10 protein-coding genes and 1 tRNA gene are annotated in these 14,612 nt (G+C 32.6%); 5 read left to right on the plus strand and 6 right to left on the minus strand.

Annotated features, from left to right (window positions below):
- The first annotated feature begins 24 nt into the window (after window positions 1-24).
- From VOI54_RS11445 to VOI54_RS11455, 3 genes are read left to right on the plus strand one after another with little or no spacing between them, the layout of a single operon-like run.
- Complete coding sequence (locus VOI54_RS11445; protein WP_326282927.1) at window positions 25-2,199, plus strand: DUF6259 domain-containing protein; 2,175 nt, start codon at window positions 25-27, stop codon at window positions 2,197-2,199.
- A gap of 11 nt (window positions 2,200-2,210) precedes the next feature.
- A complete protein-coding gene (locus VOI54_RS11450; RefSeq protein ID WP_326282928.1) occupies window positions 2,211-2,909 on the plus strand; it encodes a class I SAM-dependent methyltransferase in 699 nt (232 codons plus the stop codon).
- 35 nt (window positions 2,910-2,944) lie between these two features.
- Window positions 2,945-3,829: an NHL repeat-containing protein gene (locus VOI54_RS11455; protein WP_326282929.1), complete on the plus strand. Its 885-nt coding sequence runs from the start codon at window positions 2,945-2,947 to the stop codon at window positions 3,827-3,829.
- 338 nt (window positions 3,830-4,167) lie between these two features.
- On the opposite strand, the gene VOI54_RS11460 is transcribed toward VOI54_RS11455, so the two are convergent.
- The 5 genes from VOI54_RS11460 to VOI54_RS11480 form a co-directional block, all read right to left on the minus strand.
- Window positions 4,168-4,944 (minus strand): FAM151A/B family protein, encoded by a 777-nt coding sequence (locus tag VOI54_RS11460; protein ID WP_326283161.1) that lies wholly within the window; start codon window positions 4,942-4,944, stop codon window positions 4,168-4,170.
- On the minus strand, window positions 4,916-6,076 hold the full coding sequence (locus VOI54_RS11465; RefSeq protein ID WP_326282930.1) for a sulfatase-like hydrolase/transferase: 1,161 nt from the start codon (window positions 6,074-6,076) through the stop codon (window positions 4,916-4,918). Before VOI54_RS11465 ends, VOI54_RS11460 begins: the two co-directional genes overlap by 29 nt.
- Window positions 6,077-6,898: 822 nt before the next feature.
- Window positions 6,899-6,983, minus strand: a tRNA-Leu gene (locus tag VOI54_RS11470).
- A 77-nt stretch (window positions 6,984-7,060) separates the two neighbouring features.
- Window positions 7,061-8,230: a cytochrome-c peroxidase gene (locus VOI54_RS11475; RefSeq protein WP_326282931.1), complete on the minus strand. Its 1,170-nt coding sequence runs from the start codon at window positions 8,228-8,230 to the stop codon at window positions 7,061-7,063.
- Between the two features lie 2 nt (window positions 8,231-8,232).
- On the minus strand, window positions 8,233-10,467 hold the full coding sequence (locus VOI54_RS11480; protein ID WP_326282932.1) for a M1 family metallopeptidase: 2,235 nt from the start codon (window positions 10,465-10,467) through the stop codon (window positions 8,233-8,235).
- Between the two features lie 177 nt (window positions 10,468-10,644).
- On the opposite strand from VOI54_RS11480, the gene VOI54_RS11485 reads away from it, so the two are divergent.
- Both VOI54_RS11485 and VOI54_RS11490 read left to right on the plus strand, forming a co-directional pair.
- Window positions 10,645-11,172 carry an inorganic diphosphatase gene (locus tag VOI54_RS11485; RefSeq protein ID WP_326282933.1) on the plus strand — a complete coding sequence of 176 codons (528 nt, stop codon included), beginning with the start codon at window positions 10,645-10,647 and terminating at the stop codon, window positions 11,170-11,172.
- A 288-nt stretch (window positions 11,173-11,460) separates the two neighbouring features.
- A complete protein-coding gene (locus VOI54_RS11490; protein ID WP_326282934.1) occupies window positions 11,461-13,845 on the plus strand; it encodes a sodium-translocating pyrophosphatase in 2,385 nt (794 codons plus the stop codon).
- Between the two features lie 151 nt (window positions 13,846-13,996).
- Here the strand turns inward: VOI54_RS11490 and VOI54_RS11495 are convergent, their stop codons facing one another.
- Complete coding sequence (locus VOI54_RS11495; RefSeq protein WP_326282935.1) at window positions 13,997-14,611, minus strand: deoxynucleoside kinase; 615 nt, start codon at window positions 14,609-14,611, stop codon at window positions 13,997-13,999.
- Between the last annotated feature and the right edge of the window lies 1 nt (window position 14,612).

Here is a 14,612-nt window from a genome sequence, read left to right on the forward strand (position 1 = left end):
TTTTTAAAACCAAATGGTCAAATTATGCTTTACAAAAAAGAAATTATAAGTCTACTTGTTTTTATAACACTAGGGTTTAACGGTTGGAGTCAACAACAAAATTTTGACTCAAAGATATATTTGGAGAATGAACTGGTTAAAATTGTTTTTGATGAGACCTATGGCAGTTTAACTTATTTAGAATTAAAAGAAATAGGTTGGCGTATTGGAAAAAGAAAAGAACTCGCACAATCTTTTAAATTATATGTGCCTACTCAGGATAGGCGGGATAATGCGGTGATTGGAAAAAACAACATGCTTTTAGACTATGAGGTTTTAGAGCATAAGGTTATATTTAAATGGAAAAAACTTAATAGTACTGATAAAAATGATTTAGATATATCATTTACAGGGGTAGTTGAGTTGACTGACGAAGGCTTGGTTTTTTCAGCTTCTTGTACTAATAATTCAGATTTAACCATTGAAGCTATTTCTTGGCCTTATTTCGGAGATTTTACTTTACCAAAGTCGTCCATAAGTACAGATTGGATTAGTTTTGGATATGGAGGAAATCTGGATAAAAGTCCAATATTTCCATATTTTTCAGCAAATCATGGTTATTATGGAGTAGATAATCCTATTAAAACCAGTAATACACAATATAGCCACTTTGGTTTAATTCAATCCTTAAATCAAGGCATCTATTTAGGGTATCATGATACATTAGATGAGCATCTAGTTGACTACACTTTTGAATTAAAACCAGGGTATGAATATAACGAAGGCGCCTGGACAGATTTTGGAAAAGTTTCTTCATTAGATACCATTGGAAACCAACCGGTAAATTTTGAATTTTATTGTACGCATTTCCCATATATTAACCCAAAGGAAAAGGGTAAGCTTAAACCAATTGCCTTTTACCCCTATAAGGGAAGTTGGCATAAAGGCGCAGATTTTTATAAAAGCTGGAGGGCAGAATGGACTAATAACTTGTCCTTACCTAAATGGGCATCAAAAGTACACTCGTGGCAACAAATACATATAAATTCGGCAGAAGACAGGCCTGTTTTTCAATACAAGGACTTGATAGATTATTGTAAAGAGTGTGCAGAAAATAAAGTGTCAGCAATTCAGCTTACAGGCTGGACCCTTGGAGGTCAGGACCGTTCAAATCCATCACATGATATAGATCCGTTATTAGGAACTTATACAGAACTTAAAAACTCAATAAAGCAATGTAAAGATTTGGGAGTAAAGGTTGTTCTTTTTAATAAATATACCTGGGCTGATGAGAGTCAGGATTGGTTTAAATCAGAGCTTATAAATTATGCAGTTAAAGACCCTTTTGGCAATTATAGAGTATATGATGGATATCAGTACCAAACACCTATGCAGCTAGCTGATATAAACACTAGACGATTGATACCTATGTGCCCATTATCTGAAGATTGGATAGAAATTGCAGTTGATGAATTTATCAAAAGTTTAGATTTAGGAGCAGATGGTATGCTTTGGGATGAAAACCAACATCATGGCGGTGCATTTTATTGTTTTGATAAAAATCATGGACATCAGGTTCCTGCAAATATTTTACCGGGCGATAAATTAATTGAAGATCGTTTTTGGGAGGTCATACAAAAAAGAAATCCAGATTATTTAATGGTAGGAGAGAGTAATCGAGACTTACAATTTCAAAGCTACCATATGTCCTATTTTAGAATTGGAAATCATTATACGGGCTTACACAGATATGTGGCACCAGAGCAAAAAATGATGATTGCAGTTACTGGGTATAATGACAGAAACATATTAAATAGAGCCTTGATGAATAATTATATCATCAGTTACGAACCTAGAAATTTTAAAGGTAAACTAAGAGAATACCCTTTGACTCTAGAATATGGAAAACAAATAGATGCGCTTAGAAGAACCTATAAAGCGTATCTATGGGATGGTATTTACATGGATACCTTGGGTGCTATAGTAACAGAAAATAACAATCGATATGCCAACTATTCAGTGTTTGAAAACAGTATTAATGGAAAAAAGGCTGTAGTGATTATAAACCCTGATTATTTCAACGTTAAGAAGTTTCACGTTCAAGTAAGTAACCTGAATGGTGAACTATTTTATGTAGACCCAGAAAATCAAAGAGAGAAAAAGTATAATGGTTTAATTGAAGTGCAACCACTTTCAGTAGTGGTACTCATTGAAAAGTGAAGACGATACGTATGTCAAATTCAGAAAAAAAAGAGGACGCAAAATCAGCTCAAGACTTTCGGAATTTAGGAAGTAAACTTGTACTTGGTATGCATTTAATTCACGATACTATTGGAATTGCTCTGAACATGGAATTACAGAAACAATCTGAAATATTGATCATAGGAGGTGGAGGGGGGAAAGAGCTAAGCACACTTTCCAAATATTCAAAAGAGTGGCAATTTACGGTAGTAGATCCGTCAGAAAAAATGATTCAATTGGCAGGCTATTGGGTAGAAAAAGAACAAATTGGTGATAGAACGAAATTACTCAAAGGCTATCTGGAAGATTTTCATTTAAGAAAGGCTTCTTTTAATGCCATAACATGTATTGCGGTGCTTCATTATTTAGACAGGAATGGACGGCAAAATATTTTTAAAGCAGTTAAAAAGCTTTTAAAACCAAAAGGAGTGTTTGTGTGGACCGTGGCGGTAAAACCTGAAACGAGTCAGGAATTGAATTATTTAAAAAGGCTATATTTTCAATTTCCCAGACAAAATGGTGTTGATGTAAGCGTGATTAATAGTATGAAAGATTCAATACAACAAAAATATAAACTAATGACTTCAGATGAGGAACTGGAAATGATTAAGTCTATTGGTTTTAATAACAGAATTGAGATAGGTTCAACTACCTTATTTAAGACTTACATATTTAGAAACAACAACTAGCAATTCAAATTATTTTAATTAAAAACATACTAACAATGAATATAAATTTTAAAAATAAGTTTATAGTCTTACCGGCAATTATATTCCTGATAACAACTGTATCTTTTGTAGGTTTTAGAATACCTGTATCAGAAAAAACAAATAAGGAGGTTATGATTTCAACTTTGAAAACTGAACCGATTATTGAGGCTAATGAAGATATCATTGTGGATAGAAATGGAAATATTTATGTTTGTGGAGGCTGGAGATCTCCTAAATCATTATTTAAAATTGAAGATGAAAATGTGGTGGTTGAGGTTTCTCAAGAAATGAATACTGCACTTTCAATTACAGAAGATGAAAAAGGGAATTTATATATAACGGATAAAGAAAAATTAGTTAAGATTACTTCAAATGGAAAATCGAGTATATTAGTGAATGAACGAGTTGGCGGGGGTATTATTTCTGATAAAATAGGCGATTTGTATACCGTTGATTTTGATACTCAAATAATGAAGAAGATTTCTCCAAATGGAACTGTTGAAAATTTTGTTACCAGTAAATTATTTAACGGGCCAACAGGAATTACATATAATAAAAGTAGAGATGAAATATACGTTGGTAATTGGAATGATGGTAAAATTCTTTTAGTTAAGAAGGATAGAAGTGTTTCTGAAATCATAGATATAAGCGGCGAGATAGGAAGAATGGCTTTTGGAAACAATAAAATATATGTAACCTCTAATAGTGAACATTTAATTTATGAAATTTCTTTAACTGGTGACATCACAAAAACAATAGGTATGGGGGGTAAGGGAGAAATAGACGGTTCTGGATCAATAGCTACTTTTTCAAACCCTAATGGTATAGGCATTTCATATGATGCTAAGGTTTTATATATATCAAGTAGAACCGGGGGAATTAGAAAGATATCACTATAGTTGATAAATTAAATGCGGCTTAAGAGCTCGTACTATTTTGTGAAAAAATATAATAACTATCAGGCAAATAGAGAACGGGATATATCTTATCTAATTCTTCATAACTTTTAGAGAGATGGATTTCCAGAATTCAATCTTCATTTAGTATTTCTCAATGGATTGTTATGGTATATCATGGTGATAGCGTTTTGAGAATAACCTGAAAAACTCAATAAGATTAAGCCGACTAGAAGATTGTACTTCATAGGTCGCGTTTTTGTTTTTATTAAGTTTGATACTTAACGCTTAAATAAGAAAATCGATGATATTGAAATGATTTCAAATCAAATGACATGTACTTACCGATTCCCTGACTTTGCATTAAATTTGAAAAGAACAATTTCAATATCTTCATCATTTAGTACAATAAAATTCCTTTTAAAATTTGAGATAGAATATTTTAAAGTGTAAAAGCTTTTTATTTTAGGAGGATTATTTATAATCCAAGTTAGAATTTTAGTATTTGGAAAGTTCTCTTTCATAAAAGCGTAATTTTCAACATTGGATGATATAAAATTTATACTTGTTGAATTTATTATTTTATACTGAATGATCAAGTCATCGTTTTTAAACCTTGAGATGTTAGAAGGTAAATAATAAGATGTTTTGAATCCTTTTTTAGAGAATTCATCTAAAAAAAGAGGATTCGTCGATTCAACAACGATATTTTCAAAATTAATATTTAATACGCTTACTATTGAGTCTAGTTTTTTAGCAGATTGTCGAAAATTAGATTCATTTAGGTTTTTAAAATCAAGCCATACACCAAAATCATTATAATTTTTTTTAGATTTAAAAAAATCAAATAAAGTCAAATCAATAGATTTAGCAGGAGGGTGATTAACATCAAAATTATTGCTTGAAGAACTAAATACAAGGTCAAGTTCAACTCCTGAGAAGACATTTTGAGCTTCCTGATATTTTTCAATACTATTTACTCGATGAGCCCATACCTTTGACGGAAACAAATATCTAAAAACACTCATCTGAAAGTCTAGTACTAAATAGAGTATTGTTAACAATAATATTAATGAGATTATTGTTAATTTATTTTTCTTCTTTGAAGAGAATATCATAATCTATATTATTTAAAATAATTCTTTTTTTTGGAACAAACTTTTTGTTTAAAATACTTTTAGAAGGTTCAAATTCATTAAAGCTAATGTTTGAAAGGTCACTTAAAGTATGTAATAAATCTTCTGATGAATATTTACGAGATGTATCATATATAAATTTATTTTCTTCAATTTTAAATTTTTCTGATTGCCAAAGAATAAATGGAATATCATACATTGGTTTTGTTCCTTTAGTCTCTGTATGACAAGCAATGTCTATAGTTTCATATACATCTTCCCCATGGTCTGAAAAAAATAAGGCATAAGATTTTGAATTGGTCTTCTTAAGTTGATTAATTATATGTCTTATAATAAAGTCATTATATAAATTAGCGTTATCATATTCATTTATTGTTTTATAAGCTTTCTCATGATTGAAATTTGTAACTGGTTTTGATTTAAATTTCTGAAAAGAAACTGGGTACCTATCTGAATATGGCCCATGAGTTCCCATTAGATGAATAATTATGAATTTTTTATCATTTGATTGTTTTAATATACTTTGGAAAGGCTTTAGGATATTTTCATCACTAGACTTATTACTTATGTTTACGAAAATTTGTTCATCACAATTATTTGATATAATCGTAGCCGTTGTTTCATCAATTCCCATTGGTTTCTGATTTGATAACCAGTATGTTTTGAAACCAGCTTTATTAAATAATTGAATTAAAGTTCCATCATATTTTCTACTTGGTGAATTATGTGTTGCTAAAGTTAAAACCTTTTCTAAAGAAGTTATTGTATGCGTATGAGGAGAAATAACATCTTTAAATATAATTAATTCATCTTTAATTTTATTCAACTTGGGATTAGTGTCTCTATAATAATCATATAATTGCATATGAGACCTAGTTGTTGATTCTCCAATAATTAAAACATATATTTCTTTTTTGGATTTAGAGGAATGTTTTACCTCAGAAAAATCTCCTCCTAATTTATTTAATGTAACCTCATTAAGTTTTCTTTTATCTTTTTTATATTCAACTACAGCTCTATAAAAAATATGAGGAAATGTTTCTGACCTAATTTTATAAAATGATAACGATATAAAAACGATTAATGAACAAATAAGTTTAGACTTATATTTCATATGATGCTTCGTATTGTAAAGTAAAAAAAAAGTACTTGTTAATAAAGCCAATAGCAACAAGACAAAAATAAGTATTATGTTAAAGTCAATGTACATTGATAAAAACTCAGATATTTCATTAGAGTTAGAATCAAAAATTATAAAGAAAGTAGATGATTTTAAATGATCGTTAAATAAATAAAAGTGGCTTATTTGAATAAATATTATAAAATTGAACAGACATGCTCCTATGATTTCTAAAAAAATATTTAACTTTTTGTAATTGAATAGATTAGAAAACAATATAATTATTATGGCCAAAATAAAATTACCATAAAACCTATAAAAATAAAAATCATTGCTATGAATAATGATAGATAATAGAATAGGAAACCAAAAACTTATTTTATATAATATTTTTTGAAAAATTTTATTATTAAACATTGTCTTTTTTAGATTAATAAAATTTTATTAGGTTAGTTGAGTTAGCCATTAAATACAACTATATCATGTAAGAATAGCGTAGTTTTGTGAGATAGTTTATCCGTAGGGAAATTAGATCTGACAAAAAAGCACTAGTCTTTGATTAAGCACCTAATTTAGCATTATTTTTTACAATGTTGTAAACGATATTTTAATTTTTGGTTTTATTTTTTATATACCATGAGGGGGCCTAAAAACATAATTAAGGAACTCATTGTCCATAAATGATGGCCTAAATCATACCCAGATATTTCTTTATAGTGTCCAACTTCATTTTTATCATGATTTCATCAAAAAACAAAAATGACAAACATATCAAAAATGCTATTCCGTTAAATATTCAAGCTGATTTTTTAAGAGTGCACACGAGAAGATTCGAACTTCCACATCCTAAACGGATACTGGCCCCTCAAGCCAGCGCGTCTACCAATTCCGCCACGTGTGCCTTTTTCAGGCGCAAATATACTGAAGTTTTTAATATAGATAAATTTGTTTTTAGGTTTTAAAAAAAGAAAGTTTAAATTAATGAATATCTCCCCCTACCATTAAACCACTTGGTACGTTTTCCGGTATGGTTTTATCAAAACTGTCGTCATTCAGGGTATTAAGAAATGATATAATTAAAGCCATGTCTTTTACTTTAACCGTTAGTTTCTTTGCTAATGAATCTATCTTATTTACAGGAACATTTGGGTTTCTTGTTCTGTTAAAGGAGAGATCTTCATAAAACTCCAATACTTTTTCTAAAGTAGGTAGGGTGCCATTATGCATATATGGTGCAGTAAATCGTAAATTTCGTAATGTTGGTGTCCTAAATTCAAATTGTTGATTAAGCCCGTCGTCAACATTATCCAGTTTGTCATTTTCCGGAACGCTGAGTACATGCATGCTATAGTCAGAAAACATAGGCCCATTATGACAGTTTATGCATCCTACGTTTTGAAACAATTCAAACCCCTCTTTTTCAGAAAGCGATATAGCATTTTTGTTTCCTCTTATATACTGGTCAAAGCGCGCATTTTTTGAGACTAATGTTCTTTCAAAAGCAGCAATAGCCTTTCCTATATTCTCAATACTTATATGTGGGGTTTCTTTAAAAACCTGTTTAAATAAATGGTCATATTCAGGAATAGCCTGCAGCCTGGATATAACTTCATCTAAAATTTCAGCTTCAGAATAATTTAAACCACGCATTTCTTCAAGTGCTTTTATAGGTTCAATAGCCTGATTTTCTAAACTAACTACTCTGGAATCCCAAAACATAGGCGCCTTTTTAGGAGTGTAATTGTTAAGCGTATCTATACCATTAAAGGCAGTGTTTAATATAGTATGTGCGTTTCGCTTAACAAAAGGGATAGTATTTGGTAATTTAAAAGTACGTTTGCTAGCAAATCCTTTACCGTTTACACCTATTGAAATATCTCTAAATTCAGAGTAACCATTTTTAGGATGATGGCATGTGGCACAGGCTACATCTTTATTTCCAGATAGGATAGGGTCAAAAAAAAGTAAGCGCCCCAGGTTAATTTTTCCACTGGAGGGCTTGTTATCAAAGGGTGTTTTAACGGTCTGAGGTAAAGCTGTAATACTTTTAGTTATTGCTACAGTTTTAGGGTTGTTTTCATTAGTGTTTTTACAGCTTTCCGAAAAACAAAACAAGGTAAAAAGTGCAATTAAAATTACTCTCTTCATAATTAATTTCCTGAAGCCTTGTTTTTAAAAGTATCAAAATCTGAAATAGCTTCAGTCTTTGGAAAATGGTTATTATCCATATCAGTATCTGCAAACTCAAAGTTTGGATCTAAATTAACCTTAACAACTTCTTTTTCTTTAATAAAGGTTTCTTGTATTTCATATTCGTTTCTTCTCCAAACCTGAGCTGGTAAAGTATCAATTTCAGAAGTGCCATCAGCAAATACCCATTCAACGCTAACAGGCATAACAAGCCCTCCAATATTTTTTATGGTGACTTCATAGATGTTTTTACCTGAGAGTTGCTTACGTATTTCAGGCTCATTTAATCGTGATAGAAATCCACCATAAGCCTTATCGGGAGTAGAGGTCATGCTAATAAACTCGGGACCGCTTGAAAAATCGTTTTCCCGGGCTGTAGCACTTTTTTCGCTGGCTTCTATCTTTACTTTTGAAGACCGTTTTTGCTCTTCTATATTACTGTTCTTTTCATGAACCTTAAACCATTTCACATGAGTTAGTTCCATATCCACATGATCTGTAGTAAAAAACCAACCTCTATAAAACCAGTTCAGATCAGTAGCCGTAGCGTCTTCCAGGGTTCTAAATAAATCAGCAGGATTTGGATGCTTATATTTCCAGCGGTTTGCATATTCTTTAAATGCTTCATCAAAAAGTTCTTTTCCAATAATAGAGTTTCTTAGCATTTGTAAGCCTACTGTGGGTTTTAGATAAAAGTTAGCGCCAAACTGGTTAAATAATTCATTATCAGATGTGGTCATTATAGGCCTTAATATGTTTTTATCACCGCTCATAAAGGGCACAATACTTTTGGGCGTAACGCTGTTAAAATCCGGATAGCGTTCAGCTACGGTCCTTTGGTGTAAAAATGTATTCAACCCTTCATCCATCCACATCCATTTGCGTTCGTCTGAACTTACAATCATAGGAAACCAATTATGGCCGACTTCATGTATAATAGTGCCAATCATGCCTTGTTTAGCAGCATTACTGATTTTTCCGTTTTTTGGGCGCCCACCATTAAAACTAATCATAGGAAATTCCATGCCTATGTTAGAGGTGTTTACTGAAATACATACGGGGTAAGGGTAATCAAAAGTGGCTTCTGAGTATACTTCTAAAGCATGCATAATGGCTTTGGTAGATTCTTCCTGCCAAACTGGTAAACCTTCTTTGGGATAAAATGACATGGCCATTACTGTATTAGAAGGTAATTTAACAGCTTGTGCGTCCCACATGAACTTTCTTGAAGAAGCAAATGCAAAATCTCTTACATTTTTTGCACTGAACTTCCAGGTTTTTTGTTTTTTTGATTTTTGCTTTTCATTGTCTTCGGCTTCTTCCTGATTTATAATCATAACGGGCTTATCAAAAGATTTCTTTGCTTTGTTTAATCTTTTGATTTGGGTTTTGGTTAAAACAGATTCTGTATTTTGAAGTACCCCAGTAGACGCAACTATATGATCTTCGGGAACCGTAATTTCAACATTATAATCACCAAATTCCAGAGCAAATTCTCCAAGTTTTTGAAATTGTTGATTTTGCCAGCCTTCGGTATCATTATAGACGGCCATTCTGGGAAACCAATGCGCAATAAGGTAAACTGTATTATCATCTTCAGGGAAATATTCATAACCTTCTCTGGATAGTAAAAACAAACTCCTGTCGGTAATAGGGTAGGACCAGGCAATTTGTAGTGTTATGCTTTCACCGGATTTTAGCATATTATTTAGCTTAACCTTCATCATGGTATTATTAACCATAGTTCTAAGATCTTTGTTTTGACCATCTTTGACATATTTAATGGAATAACCGGCAGGGAAATTCATAGCCCTGGTAAGAAACTGCATTTGTCTGGTAGTCATGGAATCTTTGACTCTGTTATTTATAGAACCAAAATCTTCATTTCCTTTTTTATTTACATTTTGCTCAAGTTGAATCCAAACATAACTTAAGTCATCCGGAGAATTATTATAATAGGTTATGGTTTCTTCACCAGTTAATGTATTATCTGCTTCTTGAAGTGTTGCTTTTATTTTATAATCTGCACGCTGTTGCCAATAAGCACTGCCGGGAGCTCCACTGGCATTGCGGTAAGGGCTTGGAGGAGCTATTAAATTATCAATAGGTTCAAATTTACCTTGCCAAGGCTGGTTTTGAGCATTCACCATTGTAAATGAAAGCAGCATTACAGCGAAAAAAAGGATCCGTTGCATATTTTTAGTTATTTGAATTAGTCAGGCACAATATAGCAAATATTAAGCTGTATTTGTTGTAAAATATGCAATTAGATTACCTAATAATTAAACTTATGTAAAAAGGTGTGATTGATAAGTTTTATTGTTGTTAAAAGCCAATGGGTTCAGTACATTTGCAACCCAAATATAAATATTATGGCAAAAGAGAATACTTTAACATTTGATGTGTTAATAGAAATACCAAAAGGAAGTAGAAATAAATACGAATATGATTTTACGTTAAACAAAATTCGATTTGACAGAACGTTGTTTTCATCAATGATGTATCCTGGAGATTACGGATTTGTACCAGAAACATTAGCCTTAGATCAGGATCCGTTAGATGTATTAGTATTATCTACTGAACCATCATATCCTATGGTAGTTATGGAAGTTAGACCTATTGGGGTTTTTCACATGACAGATGAAAAAGGACCAGATGAAAAAATAATTTGTGTTCCGGTTTCAGATCCTGTTTGGAGACATAGAAATGACATCTCTGATTTAAACCCACATAGATTAAAGGAAATAGAACACTTCTTTCAGGTTTATAAAGATCTGGAAGAGAAAAAAGTAGATGTAGGAGGATGGGGAAATGCTGAGGAAGCAAGAAAGATTTACCATGAATGTGTTAAGCGTTATGAGGAGAGCGAACATAAAAAAAAGCGCACTTTCACTATCTAAATTAGTATTAAAATAAAGCAGAAAACAAAAAACCATCCTAAAAATTTAGGATGGTTTTTTGTTTTCTGCATGATAATATTAATCAATAAAAGGCATAAGTACTGTACTATATATTTTCATTTGAAAACACAAGAAAAAACTAACATATATCATAGTATTAAAAATATTATAATTTAAGAGTGGTTTAAATGCACAATCTTTAATTAATTGAGGTTTTTTTTATCACTTATATTTTCCTATTTTTAGCCCCGTTAAAAATAAATGAATTAATAATTAACTGACTTGAATATGGAATTAATAGTAAAGTTTTTACCGCTTTTTGGTGTTTTAGCCTTGGCGTTTGTATTTATTAAAAGTGCCTGGGTCACCAAACAAGATCAAGGTGATGAAAAAATGAAAAGAATTGCAAAAAACATTGCAGATGGCGCGATGTCTTTTCTAAAAGCAGAATACAAAATCCTTTCTGTATTTGTAATAGCGGTTGCCGTTTTATTATATTTTAAAGGAAGTTCAGAAGCAGGTTCAAACGGTATGGTTGCTGTTTCGTTTATTGTAGGAGCTATCTGTTCTGCATTAGCAGGTTTTATAGGAATGAAAGTAGCTACTAAAGCAAATGTTAGAACCACAAGTGCAGCTAGAACATCTTTAGGAAAAGCCTTAGAAGTTGCCTTTGCCGGTGGCGCAGTAATGGGGCTAGGGGTAGTTGGTCTTGGTGTTTTAGGACTTAGCGGACTATTTATGATTTACAGTGGACAAGGTTGGGGAATCAATGAAGTACTTAATGTGCTTTCCGGGTTTTCTCTTGGAGCCTCTTCAATAGCTTTATTTGCTCGTGTTGGTGGAGGTATTTATACAAAAGCGGCCGATGTTGGAGCTGATTTAGTAGGTAAAGTTGAAGCCGGTATACCAGAAGATCACCCTTTAAACCCTGCAACAATTGCAGATAATGTAGGTGATAATGTAGGTGATGTTGCCGGTATGGGAGCAGATTTATTTGAATCTTATGTGGGGTCTATAATTGGTACTATGGTATTAGGAGCTTTAATAAGTACTCAGGATTTTAACGGACTGGGAGCAGTTTACCTGCCTTTGGTGTTAGCAGCTGTGGGTATCATTATGTCCATAATTGGTACGTTCTTTGTCAGAGTAAAGGATGGCGGGTCTCCGCATAAAGCCTTAAACCTGGGAGAATTTGGATCAGCAGGTTTGATGGTTGTAGCATCCTATTTTATTATACAGGCTTTTATTCCTGAAACCTATACCTTTAAAGGGATTGATTATACTTCAATGGGAGTGTTTTGGGCAACTATTGCAGGATTAGTAGCAGGTTTGCTTGTTGGAAAAGTAACAGAATATTATACAGGAACCGGAACAAAACCGGTTAATTCAATTGTAAGACAATCAGAAACCGGAGCCGCAACCAATATTATTGCAGGTTTAGGTATTGGAATGATGTCAACAATGATTCCTATTATATTAATAGCAGCAGCTATTTTAGTATCGCACCATTTTGCTGGATTATATGGTATAGCAATTGCAGCTGTAGGTATGCTTGCAAATACAGGAATTCAGTTAGCTGTTGATGCTTACGGACCGATTTCTGATAACGCCGGAGGTATTGCTGAAATGGCAGAGTTACCAAGTGAAGTTCGTGAAAGAACTGATAAGTTAGATGCTGTTGGAAATACTACCGCTGCTATTGGTAAAGGATTTGCAATTGCTTCTGCAGCGTTAACCGCATTAGCACTATTTGCAGCTTTTATGGAAACAGCAGGTGTAAAGGCCATTGATGTATCTAAGCCGGATATTATGGCTGGATTATTAGTAGGAGGTATGCTACCATTTGTATTTTCGGCTTTATCTATGAATGCAGTGGGACGAGCGGCTATGGCTATGATTGAAGAGGTAAGAAGACAGTTTAGAGATATCCCGGCATTAAAAGCAGCTCTTGACGTTATGCGTAAATATGATTCTGATATGTCAAAAGCTTCTGAAGCAGATAGAAAAATATTTGATGCTGCTGATGGTGTGGCAGAATATGATAAATGTGTTGCTATTTCTACACAGGCTTCTATTAAAGAAATGGTATTGCCAGGTTTATTGGCCATAGCTGTTCCTGTAGCTGTAGGATTTATCGGAGGTGCTGAAATGTTAGGAGGTTTATTGGCAGGGGTTACCACTTGTGGGGTTCTTATGGCAATTTTCCAGTCAAACGCCGGTGGAGCTTGGGATAATGCTAAGAAAACCATTGAAGAACAAGGAAGAAAAGGAACTGACGCTCACAAGGCAGCAGTTGTTGGTGATACCGTTGGAGATCCGTTTAAAGATACTTCCGGACCATCATTGAATATCTTATTAAAGTTAATGTCAGTTGTAGCTTTGGTTATTGCGCCTAGTTTAGTAGATACTGATGCAGTATCAGCTTATGTTAATGGTGGAGAAGATACTGAGCAGGTTGCTGTCTCTAAAGAGGTAAAAGTTGAGATGAATACAAATGACGATGGTACAGTAAAAGCAGTAAAAACTACTGTAACTACAGAAAACGGAGAAGTTTCAACTACTTACGAAACATTTAGTGGATCAGAAGCAGAAGTTAAAGCACAAATTGAAGCTTCAAATGAAGTGACTAAAAGCTTTACAACTTCAATTCATAAACAAAAAGATGATTGTTAAAAACAATTAGAAAGATTTGTTGATATAAAAAAACCACACTTTTAAGTGTGGTTTTTTTATGCTTTTAATATTTACTATTACAATTCTCCTGTATTTTTTAATTAAAAAAGTGATGCTCTGGAGTGTGTAATGGTTATATTATAATTTAGGATTAAAATAAACCGTTAATTTCGGCATCTATAGTATTTATAACATATCCCAGGTCTTCCGGTTTATCAACAAAGTTTAGATTATCTACATCAATAATTAAAAGTTTCCCTTTGTTGTAACCATGTATCCAGGCTTCGTAGCGTTCGTTCAATCGACTTAAATAATCAATACTGATTGAATTTTCATATTCGCGTCCACGTTTGTGAATTTGGGATACCAGGTTAGGAATAGAGCTTCTTAAATAGATTAAAAGGTCAGGACCTTGAACCAAAGATTCCATGAGTTCAAAAAGAGCTTTGTAATTTTCAAAATCACGATTTGTCATAAGCCCCATAGCATGTAAGTTAGGCGCAAAAATGTGAGCATCTTCATAAATGGTTCTATCTTGGATGATATCTTTTCCACTTTGACGAATTTGTAAAACCTGACGAAATCTGCTGTTTAAAAAGTATACTTGCAAATTAAAACTCCAACGTTCCATTTGGTTATAAAAATCATCTAAATAGGGGTTGTCAACCACATCTTCTAGTTGAGCTTCCCATTTATAATGTTTTGCCAATAATTTGGTCAGCGTAGTTTTACCAGCCCCAATATTTCCTGCAACAGCAATATGCATA

Origin of the sequence: Alterotamlana spongicola, assembly GCF_035818475.1 — a bacterium.
GTDB lineage: Bacteria > Bacteroidota > Bacteroidia > Flavobacteriales > Flavobacteriaceae > Cognatitamlana.

What these genes read in the sequence shown, in the direction of transcription:
- VOI54_RS11485 (WP_326282933.1), top strand. Translation starts at nt 10,645, where the DNA reads ATGGCAAAAGAGAATACTTTAACATTTGATGTGTTAATAGAAATACCA.
- VOI54_RS11490 (WP_326282934.1), top strand. Translation starts at nt 11,461, where the DNA reads ATGGAATTAATAGTAAAGTTTTTACCGCTTTTTGGTGTTTTAGCCTTG.
- VOI54_RS11480 (WP_326282932.1), bottom strand. Translation starts at nt 10,467, where the DNA reads ATGCAACGGATCCTTTTTTTCGCTGTAATGCTGCTTTCATTTACAATG.
- VOI54_RS11445 (WP_326282927.1), top strand. Translation starts at nt 25, where the DNA reads ATGCTTTACAAAAAAGAAATTATAAGTCTACTTGTTTTTATAACACTA.
- VOI54_RS11475 (WP_326282931.1), bottom strand. Translation starts at nt 8,230, where the DNA reads ATGAAGAGAGTAATTTTAATTGCACTTTTTACCTTGTTTTGTTTTTCG.
- VOI54_RS11465 (WP_326282930.1), bottom strand. Translation starts at nt 6,076, where the DNA reads ATGAAATATAAGTCTAAACTTATTTGTTCATTAATCGTTTTTATATCG.
- VOI54_RS11495 (WP_326282935.1), bottom strand. Translation starts at nt 14,611, where the DNA reads ATGCATATTGCTGTTGCAGGAAATATTGGGGCTGGTAAAACTACGCTG.
- VOI54_RS11455 (WP_326282929.1), top strand. Translation starts at nt 2,945, where the DNA reads ATGAATATAAATTTTAAAAATAAGTTTATAGTCTTACCGGCAATTATA.
- VOI54_RS11460 (WP_326283161.1), bottom strand. Translation starts at nt 4,944, where the DNA reads ATGATATTCTCTTCAAAGAAGAAAAATAAATTAACAATAATCTCATTA.
- VOI54_RS11450 (WP_326282928.1), top strand. Translation starts at nt 2,211, where the DNA reads ATGTCAAATTCAGAAAAAAAAGAGGACGCAAAATCAGCTCAAGACTTT.